The organism is Streptomyces sp. NPDC040405 (assembly GCF_055595765.1).
Window position 1 is genome coordinate 1 of record NZ_JBVIVI010000023.1, and the last position, 23,175, is coordinate 23,175.

Here is a 23,175-nt window from a genome sequence, read left to right on the forward strand (position 1 = left end):
GGTCCGCCCGCTCGCTTCGCTCGCTCAACGGGTCGCATCGCGACCCGAGTTCGGGGCTTCGCCCCGAACTGGCGAAGCCCGCTGCGCTCCAGCTTCGCCATACAACACCCGCTGCTACTCTGAGAATTGGGTAGTGCTCCGCACTACCCGGCGGGTCCGCTGCGCTCCCCCGCCTGACGGTCCTTCCGGCTGCGCCTCCAGAACCGTCTGGGCCCGCTGACGCGGGCCCGGCTGACTACGAGAGGCGGGGGTCGCTCGTTCGGGTGGGTTCCAGTGTACCGCGTGCATCAGACTGATGCAGCATGTACCGTTGGCGGAAACACGAGACATCCCCCAACCACCCGGGAACCTCCCCGGAATTCCGAGAGGAACGACCGCAGATGACCGGTCATCACGAATCTACCGGACCCGATCCCGCGCTGAGCAGTGACTCTCTGCGCAGGGTGACGCAGTACCAGACTGCGGGCGTGAACGCCCGGCTGAGGCTGTTCGCGCTCCTGGAGGCGCGCAGAGCGTGCCCGCGAGCGAGGCGGACGACCGGTGGCCGGGGCGGTCGCCGGGGTGCAGTGCCAGGTGGTGGAGCTGGACGGCATGGCGCCGGCCTCTCGGGGCTCGCTGCTCGCGGACGGCTGGGATGTCGGCGTGAGTGCCGTGAGCGAGGCCCTGGTGGGCATCGCGGACCGGGAGTGGTCGCGGGGCGGCGGCCGGTCGGCCGGGGCTGCTGAACTGGCCGTACACATCGCGGACGTGAGGCAGCGTGAGCGGGCGGACCTGGTACGGCTGGAGTGGTTCGTCCGGGAGAACGTGTTGCCGCGCACGTATCCGCACACCACGGCGCGGCGCCGGGTGCTGGATGCGCTGGGCGAGGCCGACGGTCTGTGCACGGCCCGGACGCGGAACGCGGACGGGGACGTCATCGTCTGCACGCTCGATGCCGGTCACTACGACCCGGACGACAAGCCGCCGTTCAAGGACGGAAAGCCGGGTGGCTGGCACAAGGCGGATGCGTCGATCTGGAACGACTTGGGCGCGGCCTGCATTCCGCACGCGGCCCTCTGAAAGACCACAGGAATTCAGCGCTCGGGGAGGCATGGGAATGTCAGCGATTCAGCTCAAGGAACACCAGGTAGATCAGCGCTCCGCGTTTCGTAAGTGGGTGGGATTCCCTGCAAGGTCATCTGTGCCCCCGCAGGGTGCCCGGGGCACGATCGTGTCAGCGACTGGCTCGGGCAAGACGATCACGGCCGCCGCGTGCGCGCTGGAGTCGTTCGCGGACGGCCGGCTCCTCGTGACCGTCCCGACCCTGGACCTGCTCGCCCAGACCGCCCAGGCGTGGCGCCTGGTGGGCCACCGGGCCCCGATGGTCGCGGTGTGCTCGCTGGAGAACGATGCGGTGCTGAACTCGCTGGGGGTGCGGACCACCACGAACCCGATTCGACTCGCCCTGTGGGCCGGGTCCGGGCCCGTGGTCGTGTTCGCCACGTACGCCTCGCTGGTGGACCGCGAGGACATCGACGCACCCGAGGACCAGCGGAAGGTTCGCGGGCCGCTGGAGGCCGCTCTGACGGGCGGGGAGCGGCTCTACGGCCAGCGCATGGACGGCTTCGACCTCGCGATCGTGGATGAGGCCCACGGAACCCCCGGTGATCTTGGTCGTCCGTGGGCGGCGATCCATGACAACCAGCGGATCCCGGCAGACTTCCGGCTCTACCTGACCGCGACCCCGCGCATCCTCGCCGCGGCCCGCCCGCAGAGGGGCGCGGAGGGCCAGGAGGCGGAGATCGCGACCATGGCCGACGACCCCGAGGGCACCTACGGCGCGTGGCTCTCCGAGCTCGGTCTGAGCGAGGCGATCGAGCGGGAGATCCTCGCCGGATTCGAGATCGACGTCCTGGAGATCCGCGACCCCTCCCCCGTCGTCGGGGAGTCCGAAGAGGCCCGGCGCGGCCGGCGTCTGGCGCTCCTGCAGACCGCACTCCTGGAGCACGCCGCCGCGTACAACCTGCGTACGGTCATGACGTTCCACCAGAAGGTCGAGGAAGCGGCGGCCTTCGCGGACAAGCTCCCGGAGGCGGCCGCCGAGCTGTACATGAACGACGCCACCGATGAGGACCTGGCCGCCGCCGACAAGCTGCCCGCGTCCTCGATCGACGCGGAGTTCTATGAGCTGGAGGCCAGCCGCCACGTCCCGCCGGACCGCGTCTGGTCGGCGTGGCTGTGCGGCGACCACACCGTCAGCGAACGGCGCGAGGTCCTGCGCCAGTTCGCCAACGGCATCGACGCGGCCGGACGCAGGGTGCACCGTGCCTTCCTCGCCAGCGTTCGCGTTCTCGGGGAAGGCGTGGACATCACCGGCGAGCGGGGAGTCGACTCGATCTGCTTCGCGGACACCCGCGGCTCGCAGGTGGAGATCGTGCAGAACATCGGCCGCGCGCTGCGGCTCAACAAGGACGGCTCCACCAAGGTCGCCAGGATCATCGTGCCGGTGTTCCTGGAACCGAACGAGGACCCGACCGACATGGTCGCCTCCGCGAGCTTCAAGCCGCTCGTGGCCGTGCTCCAGGGCCTGCGCAGCCACGATGAGCGTCTGGTCGAGCAGCTCGCCTCCCGCGCGCTCACCAGCGGCAAGCGCAAGGTCCACGTGCAGCGTGACGAGGACGGGCGGATCGTCGGGGCCGGCGGCGAGAGCGACGGCGAGGACCAGGAGCAGGACGACACCGACGCTGCTGTCGAGTCGGCCCTGCTCCATTTCTCCTCTCCCCGGGACGCGGCGACCATCGCGGCGTTCCTGCGCACCCGGGTCTACCGGCCGGAATCGCTGACGTGGCTGCAGGGCTACCAGGCCCTGCTGCGATGGCGCGCGGAGAACGAGATCACCGGCGTCTACGCCGTCCCGTATGACGTTGAGGTCGAGGTCGGCGTCACGAAGGACTTCCCGCTCGGGCGGTGGGTGCACCAGCAGCGGAAGGCGCTGCGGGCCGGGGAGCTAGAGGAGCGGCGCAAGACGCTGCTGGACGCCCCGGAGGCCGGGATGCTCTGGGAACCGGGCGAGGAGGCGTGGGAGAACAAACTCGCCGCGCTCCGGTCCTACTGGCAGGCCAACGGGCATCTCGCGCCGCGTCAGGACGCGGTGTGGGGCGAGGGCGAGGCGATGGTGCCCATCGGGCAGCACATGGCCAACCTCCGGCGCAAGGGCGCGAAGAACGGCCTGGGCAAGGACCCCGAGCGTGCCGCCGTACGCGCGGCGCAGCTCACCGAGATCGACCCGGACTGGGACTGCCCGTGGCCGCTGAGCTGGCAGCGCCACTACCGGGTGCTTGCGGACCTGGTCGACGCCGACGGCGTCCTGCCCTACATCGCGCCAGGCGTCGTCTACGACGGCGACGACATCGGCACCTGGAGGTGGCGACAGCAGGAACCGGGCACCTGGGCGCAGCTGTCGACCGAGCAGCAGGACCGGCTGACCGCACTGGGCATTCAGGCGCCGCCTCCCGCCCCGGCCCCGGTCTCAGCTCCGGCGGCGAGCAGCACGGAGAAGGGGCCGAGCAAGGCGCAGCAGGCGTTCCAGCGCGGTCTCGCGGCCCTCACACAGTGGGTGGAACGGGAAGGCGCGGACCGGCCCGTGCCGCGCGGTCACGCTGAGGAAATCGTGGTAGACAGCGAGACGGAGCCAGTGCCGGTGAAACTGGGAGTGTGGATCTCGAACACTAAATCGAGGCGGGAGAAGCTCACCTCCGAACAGCTCGCCGCCCTCGCCGGCCTCGGTCTGGAATGGGCGAGGGCGTAAGGGCTGCTCGGTCTACTGTGCGTCGATGCAGGGCCCATGGGCGCGGAAGCGTGCGCGGGTTTCCGGCCAGGGCGTTGCGTTGTCGTGGCCGAAGCAGCCGACGCCTCCGCAAAGGGAGCGTGAGCCGGACATTGGCTTTCCGTTGTGCAGTGCCACCCGCCCGTACGCCTCGTAGCGCTCGCGGCCGTCCTCGCCGTCCACCAGCTCGTTGGCGAGCTCCTGCTTGGTCCAGCGTGCGAGATTCTCGCCCGGATAGCGCCACCTCCTGAGGATCATGGCAATGATCTCCGCCTTGGAGCGGTCGTCCATCAGAGCGTTCCTCCGCTGGAGGAGTTCGTTACGGAGCTCGACTTCGGTTGCGGAAAGCGGCGTGATCGCGTTGCGGAGGTACTCGGGGTCCGTGTCCGCTTCGAAGATCATGACGCAGTGATCGTGCGGCACAGGGACGGCAATTTTGCCCGGAAACTTGGCCTGCGCCTCGGCGGCATCACGTACCCAGTTGAGGGCTTCGTGGTAGCTGAGGTCTGTGCCCTGCTCGCGTGCGGTGCGCTGGAGTTCGCGGGCGCGCTGCTGCTCGGTGGTGCGCTTGGTCATGGACGGGTCCTCTCGGCACCGGGTCCTCGCCCCCACACGGCAACCCCGGCTCGATGGATCCTCAAGGTGCTCGTCAAGCGGTCCGTCGATCCCGGAAGACCTTCCACCAGTGGTCCGGGCAGTGTGGGTGTCCGGGTGCGGTGTGGGGCGTCGGCGAAGCCCAGGGCGTCAGCCCCGCGGGCAGGATACCGGCTCTTCGCCCTCGCCGGAGATGCGGGCGACCAGGGCGGTGGCGCTGTCGGCGCGTGACCCGTGCCGTCGGCTTGTCGCCGGTGCTCGTCCAAGAGCTCATATCTTGCGGCAGCCAGTGCTGTCCCGAGAATGCAAGAACGGGCAGGCAGGGGCAGGCGACGTGGGAGGACTGACACGACGGACTGCAGATGCCGGCCTGGCGGCTGGCCGCTTCGAGAGGCGGATGTGGGACAGATCGAGCAGGGGTTGGAGCGCGCGTTACGCACCCGGCCCGTTCCTGCAAGCACCGAGGCCCGCCTGCGGTTTCTGCTGGCATCACACGGTGGTTCCACTCGGCGGGTCGCCACCGTGCTGGGGGTATCGCAGCGCACCGTGCAGCGGTGGGTGACAAAGAAGCCGGGAGTGCGTCGTCCACCGGGTCCGATGCAGGTGCAGGCGATCGAGGAAGCGGTCCTGGCCCGGTGGCAGCCCCGAATACGGGCCCGTCGACGCGCCCAGGCAGAGGCGGAGGGCTTCGTCTTCCATACCCGTGCGCGATTCGGATTCGCGGCTCCTGCAGGCTCCTCGGATGATCCGCGGGTGCGGTGGATCACCCAGGATCTGCCGGGAGAGGTGGCTCGGGAGCTGTTCGCCGCTCGGGATGCCGGCGCTGGTGAGCAGCAGCAGACGGTGATCCTCGCCCGTGCGCTGGGGCATGCCTACTTTCGCGAGTGGGGCCGCCGGGCCCACGGCTTGCACGTAGCTTTCAGCGACGTCGAGTTCGCTGACTTCTCCATCGGCTGAGCCTGGTCGCGCGTGACCACGTCAGGGTGTTCAGCGTCGTGAGGGCCTGGCTCGGCCAGCCGGAATCGCTTCGTACCTCTCGGCTTCCTGCCGCTCGCGCCAGTCCCACTCCACACGGCCGACCGGGCCTTTGCGGCGGGCTGTGGGCGGCTGGGGCGGGCGCAGCCTGGCTGTCTCCGCCCCGCGCAGCAGGTGCGCACGGTCACCTGGCGCGGCGAGCAGTTCCTGGTCCTCGTTAGAGACGAGCCGGCTGAAGCAGGCCGCGGCCCGCAGGAAGACGCTGGCCCAGGATGGTACGGGGTGGGTGGCGCAGCCGTCGGTGTAGCGGGCGCGGTCGTGCAGGGCAAGCGTGGCCGCAGCATCGTCGTAGTCGCGGGGGCGGGCGGTGGCGAGTTGCTGGAGGGAGGCGCTGGTGAACAGCGCGGCAGCGACGGCCGCGGCCAGGCGAGGATGTGCGGTCGCCGCGTGCAGCCGGTGGGCGACCTTCTGGGCGGTGTGTGCGGTGAGAGGCACGGGCGGTGGGCGGTGCCGCCAGATGATCGGGGGCGGCGTGCACGGGGCGGTGCAGGGGCGGGGGCTGTCGTAGGAGACAAGGCGGTCCAGTGCGGGCAGGGTGAGCCACCGGCTGGCCGGCCCGGCGGACTCGTCTGCAGGTGGGGGTTCGGTGATAGACGTGCCGTAGCAGTGGCGGCGGGCTGCCTCGAAGTCGGCAGTGACGGAGTAGTCGACTGTCCGCAGGGCCTGGTGCAGAGCGGCAGGAAGGTGCGGGCGGTGGCAGACCAGGGTCAGGTGGGTGCCAGTGAGGGCGCGCAGCTCCAGGAGGCGCATAGTGCGGCGGGCGGTGAGGCGGTGGGCGCGCAGGACAGTCAGCCGGGTGACGGGCAGGGCAGTGATCCAGGCGGTGGCGGCTTCCCAGGCGGGCTGACGGCCGCCGGGAAAGCGGCCCGGGAGCAGGGGCGGTTTGCCCAGGGCGGCAAGAAGGTCATGGGCGAGGCCGGTTTCGCTGGTGGTGCCCGGGCCGGGGTGCAGGGTGATCCTGCCGGACGGCGGGTGGTGGGCAGCCAGGGCGGTGTGGGTGTGGATCGCGTCGTCATGGCGGTCGATGACCACGGTGACGGGCGGCGGTGGCGCGGCGAGGGGCATGGTGGTGTGGTGGTCAGGCGAGGCGGCTGAAAGCCCAGCGCAGCAGTTCCTGGTCGACGCGGGGGCGGCCGGTGCGGGCCAGGGCGGTGCGGGTGTGGGCGGTCAGTTGGGCCCAGGCGCGGAAGTTGCCGTGTGCGGCGTGGCTGTCGGCGAAGGTGATGTCGTCGGAGTCGGCGTCGGCCCAGATGGGGTGGAACAGAGGGATGACGTCGAGGACTTCGCTGGGTGTGAGGCGGGTGAAGTGCTGCCAGATGAAGATGCGGGAGGAGAGCATCGGTTCGCGGCGCAGCACGGTGTGGCAGCCCTCGCCGCCGACGAAGATGATCGCGAGCTGGGTGGAGGGTTCGTCCCACAGGTAGCGGAAGTACTCGAACGCCTCCCCGTTGAGCCACTGGGCCTCATCGACAAGGAAGGTACGGGGGCGTTCGGCCAGGGCCGTCTTCAGCAGACGGTCGAACTCGCTGGGGTGGCGCGGTGGCTCGCCGGCCAGGTCGAGCGCGGTGAACAGTTCGTAGCGCACCGCGCGGGCCGTGGGCCGGGCCCGGAAGGTGATCTTGCGGACGTCCTCGCCGGCGGGTTCGAGTTCGCGCAGGCAGGTGTTGACGGCGAGGGTTTTGCCGAAGCCGGCGCCGCCGTGGATGCACATCATCGCGCGGGCGGCGACGGTGTCGCGGATGTTCTCGCGGGCGGTGAGCAGGGCGCGGGTGGTGACCACGGAGGCGTCGGGCAGGTCGACGTACTGGTAGGTGGCCGCGGTCACGAGGCGTCTCCGTCTTCGTCGGTGGTGGAGGGTACGGCCCGTCCGGCCGGGCCGTCGGGGACTGCAGGGGCGGAGTCACGGCCTGGCGGGAGCGGGGCGGGGCGGGCCGTCGTGGTCAGCGCGGCCAGGGACGGCGGGGTACGCCAGCCGGCCGGGGGTGCGGCGGGCGGGATGACGTCCGGCAGCGCGAGCTGCGACAGGCTGGTGCCGGCATTCCGGGCGAGTTCGGTGTCGGCCTGTGCACCGGTCAGTGCGCCGAGCCGCCGAGGGGGCTCGGCCTGGGTAGCGGCGGCGTAGCGCTCGCGCTGGGCAGCTTCGAGGTCCTTCTTGAGACGGCGGCTGCGGGCGGCCCGGGCTCGCCGTACGGCGCTGACCTGTTCCTCAGTGGCCTGGTCGGCCAGGTCCGCGGGTCCGAGGTAGCGGCCGGTGGCGGCGTGGTAGACCTCGATGCGGTGGTCGTGGTGGGGCATGAAGCGGATGCGGACCTGGGTTCCGGCCTGGCCGGTCATCCACGGCCCCACGTAGTCGCGTTTCCTGAAGCGGATGCCGCGGGTGGTCAGCGTGCGGGTGCCGGCGTCCTCCAGGGTGAACGTCCACAGATCCGCGGCTGGCACGTCCCGCAGCGGGGTGGGATCGTCCTGCCACGCCTCAAGCGGAGTCCTGCCCCGCAACGGCGCCGGACGGTGCTCGGTGTTCCACCACGACGTCCAGTCCAGCAGCCGGGCGGTGAAGTCCTCGAAGCCGAGCAGCACCTCGTCCTTCGGACGGGCGGCCCGTTTGCCGGGACGCGGCTGGCGGGCATAGCCGGGCAGCGCGGCCAGGAACATGCTCTCCACCGCCCGGTTCAGCCCCTCCACAGTGCCCTTGAGGTGGGGGGTGTAGGCGGGCAGGTCCTCCACCGTCACGTCCAGGAGGTCGAACGCGGCGGTTACCGTCCGGGACAGGAAGTCCTTGCCACGGTCGACACGTACTTTCTCGGGCAGGCCGCCGAACGGGCCGTAGGGGTCCTCGCGCAGGACCGCGGAACGCAGCGCGGACAGCACCGACTCCCGCGACGGATGCACCGGTGTCACCGCGACACCGGTGATCGCGTTGGTGGCGCAGTCGGTGAACCAGGTGATCCACGGCCGGCGGGCCCTGCCATCAACGTCGACCAGAACCGGGGCCTGCACGTGGTCGGTCTCCCACACCTGGTTGCGCCAGCCCCGCGGCCGGGCCAGGAACACATCGTGCTTACGTGCCGCCCGCTCCCCACCCGCAAGTCCGGCCCGCTCCCCCGGCGTCAGATCACGGTGGATCGCCCGGTGCAGCGTCGGAATCGACGGAGGCGGACCCCCCTCGCCCCTGGCCGCGCGAGCGGTCAGCTCACGATGGACCGCCGCGACGTTGCCCTTCCACAAGGCCAGCAGGCGGCGCACTTCGGGGGTGACAGAGAAGCGGTCCCGGCTCTGGGCCCGCGCCCCGGGCTCCTCAGCGGCGGCTTCATCGCGCTCGGCAGCGGCCAGCCACCGCCACACCGTGCGCTCAGTCACTTCCAACGAGTCCGCCATCAGCCGTACATGTCGGGTCGTCAGTTTCTGTTCCTGCCGCAGGGCGAGCAGCCTGCGCACGGCAGGGCCGCGCAGCGCCGACAGGGAGGAAGAAGGCAGGCCTCCCCGCACGTCCCCGCTCTCCCCATGCGCGCCGGAGCGGGAAGCGCCCTGTTCCGGCCGCCCGGCTGCGCCAGTCACAGCGGCCCCATGAGCCGTGCGCAGGCCCGCTCCAGCATCTGGCGGTCCACCACCGCCCGGCTCTTGCCATAGGTCTCGGCGGTCAGGTGCGAGGTCAGCTTCGCCCAGGTCCGGAAGTTGCCGTGTCCCACATGCTCGTCCACCCACGCGACATCGTCCTCGCTCACGTCCTCCCACAGCGGGTGGAAGGCAGCCATCACGGTGGCCACCTCGCGCGGACCAAGGCGCGGCACCAGCTCCCAGGTCAGCACCCGAGAGGCCAGCGCAGGTACCCGGCGCAGCGCCCGTTCACTGCCTGCCCCCGCAAACACGAGCGCCGTGTCCGTGTCCGGGTGGTCCCACAGCCCGCGCAGAAACTCCAGCGCAGGCCCCGGAAGGCGCTGTGCCTCGTCCAGCACCAGCACGCGAGGCTGCCGTAGCGCGTTGACCAGCATCAGATCGGCCTCTCCCGCCCCGCGCGGCAGACGCCTGCCCAGTTCCAGGGCGTCCGCGAGCACCCGGCGCAGCTCGGGAACCGTCGGGTGCACACCGACATGGACCCGGCGGACCCGGGCCGGGTGCGGCAGCTGCGACAGGGCGTACTGCAACGCGACAGTCTTGCCCTGGCCGGCATCACCGTACAGGCACACGACCGCCCCGACCGCAGCCGCGTGCGCGACCGTCCGCAGCACCGACCGCACAGCGGACGTGTGCACCACCTGCGCGCCCGGCACCAGGACCGGGACCTGCGCCAGATGCTTCTGCTCCCGCAGAAACACCTGCCCAGCGCCACCCTTCTCGGCCACCACGTTCAGGCCCAGCTCGCTGAGCGGATCCAGCCTGCTCGGCCCGGCCACTGCCGGTTCCCGCTCGACTAGCAAAGCCCGCCCCGCCCGGCGGTCCCTGCGGATCACCCGGTGCAACGTCGACGCCGACGGAACCGTCGCACCACCGGCCGCGGCCAGCCGGCGTCGCAGCTCAGCGACATTCCCTCCCACCTCGCCCAGCAGCGCCCACACCTCGTCCGACACCGCATACCCCTGCCGGACCGGCGCCTCCGTCCGCCCGGTCGCCTTCGCCTGCTCCAGCCAGCGCCACACCGTCCGCTCGGAAACACCCACCGTCTCGGCGACCGCACGCACATACCTCGTCGACAACTCCCCCGCCTGCTGCCGCTCCAGCAGACGACGCACCACCAACCCCCTGGGCAGCACAGGCCCACGACCGGCCCTTACCTCTTGATCCACCCCACGATCACACCGACCGAGCCCACCCCAGCGCGTAAGAACTCACAAACCTGAGACAACATCAGCTGCCATGCGCTAAAGCCCCACGACAGCAATCCCATCCCTCAATCTCTCACCTCATGACAGCGACCCACCCACCCACAAACCACCACTGACCAGCCCAGACACACCCCAGACCCAGAACACCACCACCGACTCTCACCACCACCGACACCAAACCGAGAGATCGCACCGCGCAGCTGCACGCCGCGGACCCCGAGCTGTACCCGAAGACGATCTGGGCGGACTGGCTGTGCGGCGAGCACAAGCCCAACCACCGGCGGCGAGTCCTCGGGGAGTTCACCGACGGCATCGCCACGGACGGCACGATCGTGGAGAAAGGCTTCCTGGGCTCGGTGAAGGTGCTGGGCGAAGGCGTCGACACCAAGAACTGCGACTCCGTCTACTGGGCCGACGTGCGCGGCTCTATGCCCGACCTCGTCCAGGCCGTCGGCCGCGCGCTGCGGATGCAGCCAGGCGAGGGGAAGGTCGCCTCGCTCGTGGTACCGGTCCTGCTGGGGCCGGGCGAGACGGCGGACAACATGCTCACTAGCCGGGCATTCGGCGGGCTGGCGAAGCTGCTGGAGGCGCTCAGGGCGCACGACGCCCGGGTGGTGGAGCAGCTCGCCGAGCAGCAGGCCCCCAGCGCCTACAAGCCCGTCCAGAAGGCCGCGCAGGGCCAGGAGAGCCGGGGCGAGGGGAACGGGTCCGGCGGCCCGTCGGCGTCCGCGCGCAAGCTGCTGAAGTTCTCCGTGCCGCGCGACCCGGCGCAGCTGGCCGCGTTCATCAACCTGCGGGTCCTCAACCCCGAGCACGAGCACTGGCGGCGCGGCATCGAGGCCGCCGTCCTCTATGCCCGCGAGCACGGCGACCTGAAGGTGCCCTTCACCTACCGGGTGCCCGGGGGCGACGACCAGGCGGTGGAGGCCGAGGGGTGGCCCGCTTCGCTCGCCGGGTTCCCGCTCGGGCAGTGGATCGCCGACAACCGGCGCTTCTACGCCCGCGGTGACATGGACGAGGACCGCATCGAGCAGCTGGAGAAGCTGGGCATGGTCTGGAGCCACTTCGACGTCGCGTGGGAGGAAGGTCTCGCGGCGGCGCGCGGGTGGGCGGCCGAGGCGGGCCACCTCCTGGCCCCGCTGGACGCCACCTTCCAGGGCTACCGGGTGGGCATCTGGCTGAAGAACGCGCGGGCCGCCGCCCGCAAGGCGCAGGAGATCGAGCAGCGGCGGGCCGAAGGCCTGCCCGTGGATTCGTCGGCCGGGTCGCTGTCGGACGAGCGGCGCGAGCAGCTGGAGGACATCGACCCGTCGTGGTGCCCGAGCTGGCCGGTGGAGTGGCAGCGGGCCTTCCACCTCGTCCGGCTCCACCTGGAGGCCGGCCGCCCGCTGCCGACCGAACCCGGCGACGTCGTGCACCAGGGCGAGGACCTTGGCCGGTGGGTGCGGTCGGTCCGGCTCGGCTGGGACAACCTCACCACCGTGCAGCAGTGGATGTGTGAGCAGGTCCTCGGGATCGAGCCCGCGGCCGAGGACGAGAAGCCGAAGCCGCGCCGTACGCAGGCCGACAAATGGGCGCTGAACTTGACGGCCGCGCAGCAGTTCTACGAGCGCGAGGGACACCTTCGAGTGCCCCGAAAGCACGTCGAACGGATCGTCGTCGGCGAGGACCAGGAGGAGCGGGAGCTCCGGCTCGGGGCGTGGATCGGGAACCAGCGGAGCCGGGCCGCGACGCTGTCGCCGGAGCGGGTGGAGCAGCTGTCCGCGATCGGGATGCGGTGGACATAACCGCTCTCTATCACCGGCGCTCACCTGGGGCTCTCGTAGCCGATGCACGTCAAAGGTTACAGCGCGCCATCTCGTGCGCGACGAACAGAGCCCTCTGCCGCAGTACAGGGTGCGTGAGCGTCGAGCCGGACGTGGTCAAAGAACGTTCGCCCGCCCGGTAGGCGGCCAGCCGCTGGTCGTCGAGACGGAAGGGTTCCTGTACGGCAGTCTCCGGCCCGGGCACAGGGCGCGGGCGTTCGGGCCTGTGGATGAGGGGTCAGAGACGCCGTGCAGGCGCGGCAACTTCCGTTCGCCCGTCGGCTCGGCTACGCCGAACGCGCCAGCTCCACATGGTGTGTCCCATGAGAGCCACGGCGACGACGCATGCTGCGACGCGAATTACGTTCCAGGTTATGGCAAAAACTGGACCCTGCGAGTCCGCCTCTGTACTCAATCGCTGAGTGGCCTCGAAGAAGGCGATCAATGGAACAAGCAGGCGGAACAGAAGGCCACCAATTCCGGGCGTCCGCGCTACGTTCCCCACGAGTCCCACAGGCGCACCAAATACGAAAGCCGCTATTCCCCACACGAGAATTTGCCCCTTGCTGGAGGCGTCAGGTTGCAATCCGTCCGGAATGGAGGTGGCAGATTCCATTCCGTCCGGAATGGTGGGGTTCATGTCCTTAAATAGATAGTACGTGGCTACGCCGATAGCCAACCCCAAAAACGACAGCAAGGCTGACTCGATTTTCGATCGACGGAGATAGCCCACCAGGAATGCATAACAGGCCCACGGCCAACCACTAGAAAATACAATACTCAGGGCGACACAAACGGGATTATCCCATTTCCCGGCCACGGGACCCACTAGGCCAAGTAGTAATCCCGCCCCGAGAGACGCAGTGAACGGCACAACGCGAGCATACGTAAAGCGCATGATTTCTCTTCCCGGTTCAGCGGGTAGTCCGAGTTGGAGGTGGTGCCACTCCGAGGCTGTGCGGGCGACCGTACAGCCCCTGAGTGGCACACTGATCTACCCAACTTACCGAGGAGTTACCGCTTGATGCAGGGATCAGAACCTAATCTACGCTGTAGTAGGTAGAGCAGGTGTAAGCGAAACCCGCAGTGACGTGGGCGTTAGAGGCGCGGCCAGCCACGGCGTGATCGTAGTCCTCGCCACCGCCCATTTTCGCTGTGGACCCGTGCCCCTTCGTCTGGTGCACGTAATTCGAGTAGCAGTACTTTCTGGGTTCCCCGCCGACCGTTGTTGTGTACCAGCCGAAGCACCACTTGCCGCCGCTGGAGTTGGCGCATGCCTCCGACAGCGGGCCGAAGGAGTTCGCCGAAGCGTCCATCTTGAACGTCACCACACCCCATTCAGAGGGGTTGCCCAGCTCTGCGGGCGGCTGGGTACCGTCCCCGCGATGGTGGACGGTGACGGTGGCTCCGGAGGTGGCGGCGCTGGCGGTTGCAGGCGCGTCCGCGGTGGCCGGGGCCGCGAGGCCTACAGCCGCAATGGCTGCGCCCGCGATGGCGAAAGTGACGGATCTACCGCTGATCTTCATGAAATCCCCTCCCGTAAGTTCCCGCCTTGGGAACGGGAGACATCCTTCATGGGTCCGTACCTGCCAGTAAAGGGGAATTGCACCTGTTGACTCAAAACTCCCCTGACCGATCTATACATGATCGTCCGGATATTTCTTCACTTCTCATCGCCTGCTTTAAGGCGATTAGTTCGTATAAGGTTGCCCAGTCTGCCACCTCAGTCATCCACCGCCTTCAGTTCCGATCTGTGGCCAATACCTAACGCTCGGTTAGGCTCACTGGGCTCCGCGCTTGGGCAAAGTGATGCCCTGTTCCTGTGCGGCCGGCCCCGGGCGGAGGGTCTAGGGCACCGGGCCGGTGCTGGTCAGCCATCCGTTCGACAGCAGGCGTTGCACGACGAAGCGGAGTTCCTGGCGGCCGGTCTTGTCCCAGCCCAAGCCCTCGCACAGTTGCCTGGTCGCCAGCGACGCCGCTCAGCGCGTGCGCGCTGCGTCCAGCGCCCTGCTGCTCGCCCACCTTCGCCAGCCGGCCCCCGCCCCGCATGAACCGGCTCCGACGCTGGACGCGAAGGAAATTCTGGCGGGGGCGCGGTGGTGCACGTGGGCCTTAACCGAACCGGGCGATTTCCTCGTCCCCGAGGCGTCGGACGAGATCCTGACCGTCGTCCTTAGCGCCGTACGCGAGGACGAACGCAACGGCTACGCGCAGCGCCTGGAGGCGTTCGCCGAACAGCACCGCGAGCGGCTTCAGGAGCTGCTGCGCACGTACGGGCCAGGGAGCGCACCCGCCGAACGCGGCCGGTATGCCCTGGGGCGGCTAGCCCGAGGGTCTGATCATCTGCGAGCGGCTGGAGAGTACCCCGCTCCTCCTGGACGCGATGTGAGAGGGCGAGCTGGAGGACACCCTGCCGGAGCATCTGGCCTTCGCGTGGGGAGCAGGCCACCGCTGGTGAACAACGCGGGGCAGACGTCGCCGGAGCGGGTGGAACAGCCGTCCGCGATCGGAATGCGGTGGGCGTAGAGGTGAAACATTTTCCTCTCCCATACCCATAACAGTCATACCGGAGCGCAGGCCCAGACCAGGTGGTCCGGGCCTCTGGCATGCCTGTGCCGAGATCTTCTTTCCGGCCGCTGCTGTCCGTGCGTCGGCTTCCGGCCCTACGGGGTGAAGAAGCCGATCCCGGGAGGCCGAGACGCAAGCACCCGAGACCTGCCACTGTCCCGCTCGCTCCACCGAACTCACCCCGGAGGCAGTACCGATGATCACTCGCCAGACACCCAGGGCAACGAACGCGCCGATCGCCGCTACGCTGAACACGCCACCCTGGGCCAGGGCCGAGGCCCCACAGGGACCCTCTCAGATGGAGAGCCGCAGCAGGACCGCCGACCGCGCGGCGAACCCCCCGCGGACGAGACGCCCACTGGTGTCCGCAGTCCCTGCACATTCTTCCGCAAGGAGACTCTCGATGGCTCGGGACCCGCGCTCCCCCATACCCGCCCAACCGGAACCGTCCAGCACTGCCGGGCTGCCGTCTGCGTCGCCGCCGTTCCTGTCGCTGCACACCGCAGTGGTGCTGTTGACGGCCGCCTTCTTCGGCGTCGTCATGGGCGGCCTCATGTTCCTCGCCGAGAAGCCCGTGCCCGAAGCCGTCGCTACGGGCTTGGCCACCACAGGAGTCAGCACCATGGCGCGCCGAAGGCTGATCGGCTGACCAGCGGCAGGGCCAGGAAGGTCGTTCTGCCCGACCCCGCCGCCTTGCACGGCGACTCCTCGGTCGAGGCGGGCTGCCATAGGGCAGCCCGCCTCAGGCGAGCGGGAACGAGCAGCGGGGCCGGGCAGGACGATCCGGCCCGGGCCCGCCTCCTACGGTTTCGCCTGTCAGGGAGACGTTCCCACCTGACGGGTTGCTCCCCAGCGCTGGAGCCGCTCAGCGTCGTTGTGTCTCACACTCCGACGGCGGCTTCGTCGGGCAGCGACTCCAGCGGGCGAGGAGAGATGCCGCACGTCATCCACAGTCGCAGGGCGTGGTGGGAGAGGAGATGTCCCGTGCCCATGCCGTCCTCTCCGAAGCTGAGAACCTTGAGGACCGCGCGCTGCCGGGTGCCCGAAAGGTACCCGAGGTCGAGGTAGATGGTGCGGCGGCAGGCGCGCAGATTGCGCCGGTGGTTCCGCCAGCGGAAGGTGACCAAGCCCGCGTGGACGCCGGTCAGGGTGAGCTGGCCGGAGAGGTACGCCGAGCGGGCGTCCCAGAGCCAGACCATGTGGCCGTGGTCCAGTTCGCGGCCACCGATCTTGGTCGGTGACATGCTTGCGTGCTGGACCTCAACCACGCATCCCTCGATGGTGACGATGTCCGCGATGTGCGCGCCGCGGCGCTGCTCCCGTTGGTTGGTGGGAACCATGTTCTTCCAGTAGTCGTGCCAGGCCGCGGAGGAGAGCAGCGTGGAAGGCGTGGCCATGGTCACAGCATCACCTCGAGGGTCTCGTCGGCTTCGACCGCGTACGGGTCGAGGCCGAGCTTGGTCAGTTCGTCCTTCCCGGTTTCCGGTGCGGCCTTGGTCCGATTCCTCGCCGCGGTGAGAGCGGCGTGCTCGTCTTGCAGGAGCTTCTTCTCGGCCCGGAGCATCTTGCGGACTTCGCGGCTGTCGTGCTCCTGTTCCAGCAACCGCCGGTGCTCGGCGTTGATGCGCGCCAGCCGCTCCTTGACGTCCCTGATCTTGGCGTCGATGACATCGATCGGGAACAAGGCTCGCTGTGTGGGCAGCGGCGTGCGTGCCACCACAGGAGATGATGTCGCTGCTCCCGGTCCCCTCGGAGATCGTTGCCGTCGTGGCGATCGCGGTGTCCACGGTGTCGGCGAGCGTGGCCTCGCCGAGTTTGATGCAGCGCTCGGCCATCTCCTTGTCCAGTGCCGCGAGCCCGGGAGCGGTCAGGGCCCGCAGGTACTCCAGGGAGTTGAGCTCACCATTGCCAGCGCCTTCGATCAGGGCGTCGAAGATGGCCCGGCGGCGCTGGTACTCGCCCGGGTGTTGTGCGAGCAGCTGAAGGTAAGTGTCCGTGACCCACTGGCGGGTCGAGGCCGACAGGGCCGACATGCGGGAGGCGCTCACCGGGCGGTCTCCTTCTTTCCGTTCTCGATGGCAGCGAGCCAGTCTGCAAGGGTTCGGAAGATCTCAGCTTGTCGTTTAACCCCGTCTGGGAGCCCTGTGTTGGGTTATGCCCAGTCCTTCACATGGGTTGGGTCGGCGGGAATTCCCATCGCCCCGAGTGGCCGGGTGGGAGTGCCAGGTCGTGCCGAACCGCGGCGTAGTAGCTCTCTCGTGCGGTGCGCTGCTGCTCCAGCAGCGCGGACCATGTTTCGGAGGTGCAGCTCCGCGTGTGCACAGCGTGTTCCAAATCACTGACCGTTACGGCCCAGCCGTGCGCTTCCTGCACCACCTCGGGGGTGCCGAGCATTAGCAGCGCTTCTCCGGAGGAGGACCGAACATCAGTGGCTTCTGCCAGGTAGGAAGCCGCTTCCGTCGGAGTCAAGGGCTGCGGGTGAGGGTCGTTGCCAAGGTGGGCTGCGACACGGCGGGTCAGGGTGACAGTCGTCTTCAGCGACAAGGCGTAGTCGGTGTAGGCCGCCAGCCGCCGCTCCTCCCAACGCGCCTCCTGCTCACGACGGAAACGGGCTTGATCACCACGCATGACGGCCAAGTACGAGCCGAGGGCGCCGATGATCACACCGATGAGGGCGGGAAGCTGCTGTATGAACGCGGACACGGCTGCATGGTAGGGCGCAAAGGCCGAGTTCTGAGATTGAAGCTCACGTCCGTTGCGCTGAGCCTGTCTCTTGCCCAGTACGCCGTGGTTTTGTGCCTTTCTTATGGTGGGCGGGGCGAGCGTATGCCTCGCCGGTGGCAAGGAGTCGTCCCACGTCGTGACGGGTGGCGGGGCGGCGATTCTTCGAGCCTTGTGGCCGTCCGGGGCCGGGGCGGGGAGGTTGTGGTGCACGTGCTGGAGAGGGGGTCTTCGCGTGGAGGTTCCGGAACCCTCGGCGGACTCGGGCCGGGGTGAGCTTGTGCGGCTCGGTCTTTTTCTCCCAGGGCCGTCGCAGGTCGACGGCCAGTGGGCGGGCGAGCCGGAGCTGGGTGTGGGCGGCGATCACCAGCCAGGTCCAGCGGTCCGCTGCCTGAGGGTCGCGTAGCCGGGGCTTTGTCCAACCCAGCGTCTGCTTGAGCAGGCGAAACGTGTGCTCGACGTCGAAGCGGCGAAGGAAGGATTGCCAGCAGCGGTCGATGTCCGTCTCGGTGGCGGCGATGCCGGACCACCAGAGCCAGACCGGCTTGTTCACCCCACCGGAGGGCAGCTTCTCGACGACCAGGCGGATGACGGTGCCCTCGATGATCGGCAGCGGCCCGGCGTGGTCGATCCAGGCTGCCCGCCGGGTCAGCCGCGGATGCAACCGATCCCACGCTTGCGCGGTCGCCTTGCCGTAGAGGCGGGTGTCGGTGACCGTCACGGCCTGCTCGGCGCCCCAGGTGTCCGGCCGGCCGAAGACGAACTCGCCGCCGTGCTTGGGCGGTCGGCCGCCTTTGGAGTCGTAGACGCGTGGTGGTGTCGGCCGTCGCATCACCCGGTCAGAGCGGAGACGGCCGAGGATCTCGACGGGCAGACCGGACAGCAGGTAGGCGATGCGCGGGGCGTCGTAGCCGGAGTCCAGCACCACCAGGATCTCCGGGTCGCCCTCGTGCCACTGGCCTGCGGCGATGAGCCGTTCGACGACCTCGCGCAGCTGGGCGGTCGTGACAGCCGCGAGGTCAGCGGCGGGCTCCAGGCGGACCGCGTCGAGCACCGCGGTCTAGGAGGTGCGGCCAGTCTCCAGCGCGGCCACGACCGAGTACGGCCAGCCCGGGATCATCTGGTGCTTGGCATCGCCACGGCCGTAGGTGTGGCAGAAGGAGCGGTCCGGGCACGTCGCGGCGTCCGGCCGCAGCCACGGTGAGACGTCGACCGCCAGTACCAGACGGCCGTCCGCCGCCTTCGGCAGCGGCAGCCCGGCGATCGTCCGCCGAAGTCGGGCTATGTCCATGCACCCCTTGTTCAAGCCGCCGTACAAGGCACCGTGACCACGGCGGTGTTCCGGTGCGAGCGCCAGGTCAACCAGCGTCTTGACCGGCCCATCCGTACACAGCAGAGCATCGGCAAGCTCGAACAGGGCGTCCCCACGCCCGTTAAGGCAGTCGTAGAAGTTGCCACGGAAGCGTGACAGCGTCGCGAACGCCTCCTGCCGGTCTCCCTGTTGCAGCACACTATTCTCCACGGCCTCGGTCTGATCAGGTGTGTCCTTGGATGGAGCACATGATCAGGCCGAGGCCACCCGTGCGTCCGGCGAATGCCCAGGTGAGCGACCCAGTTCGAGGAACGTTTCGACCTCGTCAGATAAACGACAAGCTCAGTACCTGTTTGCAATCCAGGCGCCAGCAGTGGGCGACGCGCGGATCCGCGAAGGGACCGCTCAGTGCCGTGCCATGGTGTCTGCGCAAGGCATGCCGGTCGTGGGCGCCCGACCACTCGCGGTTGGGTCAGTCCGCAGATTGCAGGTCGGCCGGGAGGAGTTGCTCAGTGAGCAGGCAGCGGACCCTTGCGCTGCGGTCGGGAGCGGTGAGCCAGGAGTCCAGGAGTTTCCAGCCGTGAAAGTAGCTGAGGACGTACAGGGCCATACCCGTGGCCCGTAGTGAGGCCAGTGCCGCGCCGGTCTCGGCGTCGGAGAGCAGGGCCCAGCGGGACAGGTAGGCGGCTAGTTCGGTGTCCGGACGGCCCTCGGCTGCCAGGAGCGCTGTGTTGGCCCAGACGCCGAACAGGAGGTTCTGCGTGCGATGGATGGCGGCAAAGTCGCTGCCGTCGGGGGCCATGCCGTATTCGGCGAGGACATTGTCAGTTAGCCACGCCTGAGCCTCGTCGCCGGGGAAGACGATGTCCTGGGCGTGTAGGCCGAGCCCTTCACTGATGACGAAGCTGGGGCCGAGCATAAACCGGACCTGCTGATCGAGGCGGCCCTGTTCCTCGACGAGCAGGCGTTCCTTGAGCAGGGACTCGGCGATGTGCCCGGGGTGACCCTCATGTGCGACGACGTACAGAAGATCGGCGAGGTTGAACGGCAGGTCCCTGTTGATGTGCAGGGTCGACTGCAACCCGCCTTCATACTCCCCGGCCGCCCGGAAATGCGCACCGGATACCAGTCGACATCGCACCACCTCGTCCGTCGGCAAGGGCACGATGGCGCTGGTGCGCCGTCGCGTCTCGCCGACGGCTCTGCCGACCAGCGCAGGCAGCCGGTCCAGCCGCTCGGGCGGCAACGTGTGGGCCGCCTGCCAGGCGTGTTGCCGCTCCGCCAGGGATCCGACACCCCGTGGCAGCGCAGCGTGCAGCCGATCATGAGCATCCTCGAACAGCTCTTCCGGCAGCCATTGTGCTGAGATCCCCAAGCACTCGCGAGCGTACTCCGGCAGCGGCAGCATCTGGCCCGACAGCCGCCGGGCGACCGCCCGCAGAGCCCGGACATGGGCAGTCAAATACGCGGCGCGACCGGGTGGGAACGACATCTGCTCCAGCAGCGCATCGGCGTCGTCGGCCAGCTGCCCGGCCGAGGGCGGATCTTCACTCTCCACCTGTACACGCCACTCCTGCGGCCCTCGATAGATGAGCACCGTCCCCGTGGCGGTCCCCACCATCTGCCGGTTGACGCGCAGCGCCAACAGCGCATAATCGCGCAGCCACGCCTGTGACGTTACGGCCATGCTTCCTCCCTGTCCCGAAGCCGAGTTCCGCCACGAAACTAGCTGTACGATTCTCCGTACGCCGTACGGAAGGAGCGCGAAGAGTGCCTCAGCCACGTCCCCCGACGATTTGGCTCGCCGACGAGCCCGACCGCAAGCCTCGCCTCTCCAGACAACGGATCACCCGCGCCGCGGTGGCGTTGCTGGACGCCGAGGGAGTGGAAGGCCTGTCCATGCGGCGTCTCGCGGCCCGCCTGGAAGCCGGCACCATGTCGCTGTACGAATACGTCGGCAACAGGGAGAACCTGCTCGACCTCGCCGTGGACGAGGTCATCGCCGAGATCGAATTGGACGGCGTCGACGACGCGCCCTGGCGAGAAGCTCTCACCCGGCAGCTGACCCGGAGCAGACACGTCATGGGGCGTCACCCCTGGCTGCCCGCCCTGATGTCCACCCGCCCGCTGCTCGGCCCGAACGCCCTCGCACGATCCGAACTCATCTATGCCGTGCTCAACCGGGCCGGACTCGAAGGCCCCCGGCTCACTGCCGCCGTCGCAGCCCTGACCTACTACGTGCAGGGGTACACCGCCACGGAGAACCTCTGGCGCAGCAGCCAGCGCGACCCCGTGGCAGAGGCCGAACTGCGCCGCCAGGCTCAGCAGTACCTCGATCACCGAGAAGAACTCCACCCCACGTTGGCCCGGCACGCCGACCTCGGCAACGATGACTTCGACGGCTCGTTCCAACTCGGCCTGGAGACTGTCCTCGACGGGATTGCCGCCCGCATCGACCCGTAGTAAATGATCGTGACGCGGCAAAGGTCCCGTCTGCTCATTGGCCTGGGCCTGCCCTGGCCGCTCATCAGCGCCCTGACCACGGTCCAGAAGGAGACACCGGGCGAACTGCTCCGCCGGGTGGCGGCCGGCCACCACGAACACGCTGGTATTCACAGCGACCGGGCTCGCCCTCCTCGCGAGCACAGCCCTGGTGGCCGCCCTGGACTACAGGGTTCAACTCCTCGCGGCCGGCGTGCTCGGCCTGACGACGGCCGTGCTGCTCGCGGTCACCGGCCGTCCCCGCGCCGTACCGTCCGCCAGGCCGAGCGCGGATCACCAGCCGCGTGAAGTCGACGCCGCGAAGAAGGGATGAACCATGCAGGACGACCCCAGGGACGAGGAGACTCACACGCTCCTCCCCTCCCCGCAGGTGGTGGCTCTCCAGGAGTACACGCCCGCCGACCTGCGCGATATCGCCGGGGACGACCGCGATCCGTTTGAGGTCTCCACTCTGGGGCTGACCTGGCGCCCCAAGGAACAGCACTTCGGCATCAGGGCGAAGAACCGCCTGGTGGCCCATGCTGGCTGGGTCGCCGTACCCGTCTCCGTCGGTGGCACCACTTTGCGGGTGGCCGGCCTGGGGGCGTAATCGTTGCGCCGGAACTGCAAGGCCGCGGCTTGGCGAGGCTTGTCGTGTCCGCAGCGATGGCCCAGGCTTTGGTACAGGGCCTGGAGCTCGGTCTCCTGTTCTGCCGCCCGGATCGTATGCCTGTCTACCGAAAGATGGGGTGGGCTCCTCTACCCACCGACGTCACAGTCGAACAGCCTGGCGGCAACCTCACCATGCCCCTGCCGGCCATGTGGACGCCCCTTGGCGCCGAAGTGCCGTGGCCTCCTGGGGCGGTCCGCCTCCTGTCGCTGCCGATGTGAGTGCCTGTTTTCGAGGGTTGGCCGTATCGGGACGGTGAGAGACCCGCTTCTCATGGTGTTCAGCACAATGAGCGTGTGACAAACAATGACGAAGGCGGAACGCCGTTCCCTGCCACAGGGTTCTTTGTAGGCACGATGATCGGCATCCCGATTGGGATCATGCTCGGGCTGTCCGTCTTCGACAACATGGCGATCGGCCTGGTACTCGGCAGCGGCGTAGGCGGAATCCTCGGCATCATTTTCCCGGCGGCTCGGCGTTAGGTGACACCTCGGGAATGTTGTGATCACGTTGCCTGCGCTGGCGAGGGCGGTGCCGTCGGCTTCACCTGACGGCGCCGCGTGAGGCGCCTGGTCATGAGAGTGATGGCGGCCCAGGTGATCAAGGTCTCGGAGTGCTGGACGAGCCGTTCGTAGTCCCGGGCGTGACGGCGGGCGTGCATGATCCAGGCCAGCGATCTTTCGACGACCCACCTGCGGGGCAGGACGACAAATCCGGTGGTGTCCTTGGGGCGGCTGACCGGCTTGATCGTCAGGTTGAGGTGCCGTTTCGCCCAGGTCACGAGCTTGCCCGCGTAGGCGGAGTCGGCCCAGACGATGGTGATCTCGGGGTGCATAAGCCGGAGGCGGAAGAGGACTTCCTTCGCTGCGGCGGAGTCGTGCAGATCGGCCGGGGTGACCATGACCAGCAGGGGTAGCCCGCGTGTGTCCACGACCAGGTGGCGCTTCCGGCCGTTGATTTTCTTTCCTGCGTCGTAGCCGCGGGTGTCCTTTCCGACGGTCTCGGCAGCCTTGACGCTCTGGGAGTCGATGACCGTGGCGACCGCGCGGGGTCCTTTGCCCAGCTCACGGCGGATCCGGCCGGCGAGCTGGTCGCGGATCTGTCCGATGATCCCGGCGGCGGCCCAGCGCGCCATGAAGCCCCAGACCGTGCGCCAGGGCGGGAAATCCGCAGGCAGGGCCCTCCACTTGCATCCGGTATCGACGACGTAGCGGATGGAGTCGACGATCTCACGGCGGGGGTGTTTCTCCGGCCGGCCGCCGCGGTCGGTCTCGCAGGCCGGGGTGGGCAGCAGCGGTTCGATCAGGGCCCATTCGGCGTTGGTGGTGTCGGAGGGATAGCTGCGGCGGCGCATGGCGGCTTCG

20 protein-coding genes and 1 pseudogene are annotated in these 23,175 nt (G+C 68.8%); 9 read left to right on the forward strand and 12 right to left on the reverse strand.

Features of this window, described 5'->3' with window-relative positions; all coding sequences use genetic code 11:
• Window positions 1-540 precede the first annotated feature (540 nt).
• Window positions 541-1,059 carry a hypothetical protein gene (locus tag ACZ59A_RS43005; RefSeq protein WP_470970826.1) on the forward strand — a complete coding sequence of 173 codons (519 nt, stop codon included), beginning with the start codon at window positions 541-543 and terminating at the stop codon, window positions 1,057-1,059.
• 37 nt (window positions 1,060-1,096) lie between these two features.
• The gene (locus ACZ59A_RS43010) at window positions 1,097-3,787 is read left to right on the forward strand and encodes a helicase associated domain-containing protein (protein WP_470970828.1); all 2,691 of its coding nucleotides are present in this window, start codon (window positions 1,097-1,099) and stop codon (window positions 3,785-3,787) included.
• A 12-nt stretch (window positions 3,788-3,799) separates the two neighbouring features.
• On the opposite strand, the gene ACZ59A_RS43015 is transcribed toward ACZ59A_RS43010, so the two are convergent.
• On the reverse strand, window positions 3,800-4,381 hold the full coding sequence (locus tag ACZ59A_RS43015) for a hypothetical protein (protein WP_470970831.1): 582 nt from the start codon (window positions 4,379-4,381) through the stop codon (window positions 3,800-3,802).
• 417 nt (window positions 4,382-4,798) lie between these two features.
• Between ACZ59A_RS43015 and tpg the strand changes: the two genes are divergently transcribed.
• Window positions 4,799-5,356 (forward strand): telomere-protecting terminal protein Tpg, encoded by a 558-nt coding sequence (tpg, locus tag ACZ59A_RS43020; protein WP_470970833.1) that lies wholly within the window; start codon window positions 4,799-4,801, stop codon window positions 5,354-5,356.
• Between the two features lie 30 nt (window positions 5,357-5,386).
• Here the strand turns inward: tpg and ACZ59A_RS43025 are convergent, their stop codons facing one another.
• From ACZ59A_RS43025 to ACZ59A_RS43040, 4 genes are all read right to left on the reverse strand, one after another.
• Window positions 5,387-6,499: a hypothetical protein gene (locus ACZ59A_RS43025; RefSeq protein ID WP_470970836.1), complete on the reverse strand. Its 1,113-nt coding sequence runs from the start codon at window positions 6,497-6,499 to the stop codon at window positions 5,387-5,389.
• 13 nt (window positions 6,500-6,512) lie between these two features.
• Window positions 6,513-7,259, reverse strand: coding sequence for an AAA family ATPase (locus ACZ59A_RS43030; RefSeq protein ID WP_470970838.1), 747 nt, complete (start codon window positions 7,257-7,259; stop codon window positions 6,513-6,515).
• Complete coding sequence (locus tag ACZ59A_RS43035; RefSeq protein ID WP_470970946.1) at window positions 7,256-8,869, reverse strand: transposase; 1,614 nt, start codon at window positions 8,867-8,869, stop codon at window positions 7,256-7,258. The genes ACZ59A_RS43030 and ACZ59A_RS43035 overlap by 4 nt, the downstream gene beginning before the upstream one ends.
• Before the next feature lie 116 nt (window positions 8,870-8,985).
• Window positions 8,986-10,161 (reverse strand): AAA family ATPase, encoded by a 1,176-nt coding sequence (locus ACZ59A_RS43040; protein WP_470970840.1) that lies wholly within the window; start codon window positions 10,159-10,161, stop codon window positions 8,986-8,988.
• A 344-nt stretch (window positions 10,162-10,505) separates the two neighbouring features.
• Between ACZ59A_RS43040 and ACZ59A_RS43045 the strand changes: the two genes are divergently transcribed.
• Entirely contained in the window at window positions 10,506-12,041 is a 1,536-nt protein-coding gene (locus tag ACZ59A_RS43045; protein ID WP_470970948.1) for a helicase associated domain-containing protein, read from the forward strand.
• Between the two features lie 1,058 nt (window positions 12,042-13,099).
• Here ACZ59A_RS43045 and ACZ59A_RS43050 read toward each other — a convergent pair.
• Window positions 13,100-13,585 (reverse strand): lactococcin 972 family bacteriocin, encoded by a 486-nt coding sequence (locus tag ACZ59A_RS43050; protein WP_470970843.1) that lies wholly within the window; start codon window positions 13,583-13,585, stop codon window positions 13,100-13,102.
• 1,445 nt (window positions 13,586-15,030) lie between these two features.
• Here ACZ59A_RS43050 and ACZ59A_RS43055 point away from each other — a divergent pair.
• Window positions 15,031-15,276 (forward strand): hypothetical protein, encoded by a 246-nt coding sequence (locus tag ACZ59A_RS43055; protein WP_470970845.1) that lies wholly within the window; start codon window positions 15,031-15,033, stop codon window positions 15,274-15,276.
• A gap of 232 nt (window positions 15,277-15,508) precedes the next feature.
• On the opposite strand, the gene ACZ59A_RS43060 is transcribed toward ACZ59A_RS43055, so the two are convergent.
• The 5 genes and pseudogenes from ACZ59A_RS43060 to ACZ59A_RS43080 form a co-directional block, all read right to left on the reverse strand.
• Window positions 15,509-16,024: a hypothetical protein gene (locus ACZ59A_RS43060; protein WP_470970847.1), complete on the reverse strand. Its 516-nt coding sequence runs from the start codon at window positions 16,022-16,024 to the stop codon at window positions 15,509-15,511.
• 2 nt (window positions 16,025-16,026) lie between these two features.
• On the reverse strand, window positions 16,027-16,344 hold the full coding sequence (locus tag ACZ59A_RS43065; RefSeq protein WP_470970849.1) for a hypothetical protein: 318 nt from the start codon (window positions 16,342-16,344) through the stop codon (window positions 16,027-16,029).
• 449 nt (window positions 16,345-16,793) lie between these two features.
• Complete coding sequence (locus tag ACZ59A_RS43070; RefSeq protein WP_470970851.1) at window positions 16,794-17,330, reverse strand: hypothetical protein; 537 nt, start codon at window positions 17,328-17,330, stop codon at window positions 16,794-16,796.
• Between the two features lie 43 nt (window positions 17,331-17,373).
• Window positions 17,374-18,858 (reverse strand): annotated as a pseudogene (locus ACZ59A_RS43075) (NF041680 family putative transposase).
• A gap of 274 nt (window positions 18,859-19,132) precedes the next feature.
• Entirely contained in the window at window positions 19,133-20,347 is a 1,215-nt protein-coding gene (locus ACZ59A_RS43080) for a hypothetical protein (protein WP_470970854.1), read from the reverse strand.
• Between the two features lie 83 nt (window positions 20,348-20,430).
• Between ACZ59A_RS43080 and ACZ59A_RS43085 the strand changes: the two genes are divergently transcribed.
• The 4 genes from ACZ59A_RS43085 (at window position 20,431) to ACZ59A_RS43100 (ending at window position 22,293) form a co-directional block, all read left to right on the forward strand.
• Window positions 20,431-21,123, forward strand: coding sequence for a TetR/AcrR family transcriptional regulator (locus ACZ59A_RS43085; RefSeq protein ID WP_470970856.1), 693 nt, complete (start codon window positions 20,431-20,433; stop codon window positions 21,121-21,123).
• Between the two features lie 190 nt (window positions 21,124-21,313).
• A complete protein-coding gene (locus tag ACZ59A_RS43090) occupies window positions 21,314-21,475 on the forward strand; it encodes a hypothetical protein (protein WP_470970859.1) in 162 nt (53 codons plus the stop codon).
• 3 nt (window positions 21,476-21,478) lie between these two features.
• A complete protein-coding gene (locus tag ACZ59A_RS43095; RefSeq protein WP_470970862.1) occupies window positions 21,479-21,751 on the forward strand; it encodes a hypothetical protein in 273 nt (90 codons plus the stop codon).
• Window positions 21,752-22,107: 356 nt separating this feature from the next.
• On the forward strand, window positions 22,108-22,293 hold the full coding sequence (locus ACZ59A_RS43100) for a hypothetical protein (RefSeq protein WP_123106269.1): 186 nt from the start codon (window positions 22,108-22,110) through the stop codon (window positions 22,291-22,293).
• A 23-nt stretch (window positions 22,294-22,316) separates the two neighbouring features.
• Here the strand turns inward: ACZ59A_RS43100 and ACZ59A_RS43105 are convergent, their stop codons facing one another.
• Entirely contained in the window at window positions 22,317-23,165 is an 849-nt protein-coding gene (locus ACZ59A_RS43105; RefSeq protein WP_470970865.1) for an IS5 family transposase, read from the reverse strand.
• Window positions 23,166-23,175: the final 10 nt, after the last annotated feature.

What these genes read in the sequence shown, in the direction of transcription:
- ACZ59A_RS43010 (WP_470970828.1), top strand. Translation starts at nt 1,097, where the DNA reads ATGTCAGCGATTCAGCTCAAGGAACACCAGGTAGATCAGCGCTCCGCG.
- ACZ59A_RS43015 (WP_470970831.1), bottom strand. Translation starts at nt 4,381, where the DNA reads ATGACCAAGCGCACCACCGAGCAGCAGCGCGCCCGCGAACTCCAGCGC.
- ACZ59A_RS43025 (WP_470970836.1), bottom strand. Translation starts at nt 6,499, where the DNA reads ATGCCCCTCGCCGCGCCACCGCCGCCCGTCACCGTGGTCATCGACCGC.
- ACZ59A_RS43050 (WP_470970843.1), bottom strand. Translation starts at nt 13,585, where the DNA reads ATGAAGATCAGCGGTAGATCCGTCACTTTCGCCATCGCGGGCGCAGCC.
- ACZ59A_RS43055 (WP_470970845.1), top strand. Translation starts at nt 15,031, where the DNA reads ATGGCTCGGGACCCGCGCTCCCCCATACCCGCCCAACCGGAACCGTCC.
- ACZ59A_RS43060 (WP_470970847.1), bottom strand. Translation starts at nt 16,024, where the DNA reads ATGGCCACGCCTTCCACGCTGCTCTCCTCCGCGGCCTGGCACGACTAC.
- ACZ59A_RS43080 (WP_470970854.1), bottom strand. Translation starts at nt 20,347, where the DNA reads ATGGCCGTAACGTCACAGGCGTGGCTGCGCGATTATGCGCTGTTGGCG.
- ACZ59A_RS43095 (WP_470970862.1), top strand. Translation starts at nt 21,479, where the DNA reads ATGCAGGACGACCCCAGGGACGAGGAGACTCACACGCTCCTCCCCTCC.
- ACZ59A_RS43105 (WP_470970865.1), bottom strand. Translation starts at nt 23,165, where the DNA reads ATGCGCCGCCGCAGCTATCCCTCCGACACCACCAACGCCGAATGGGCC.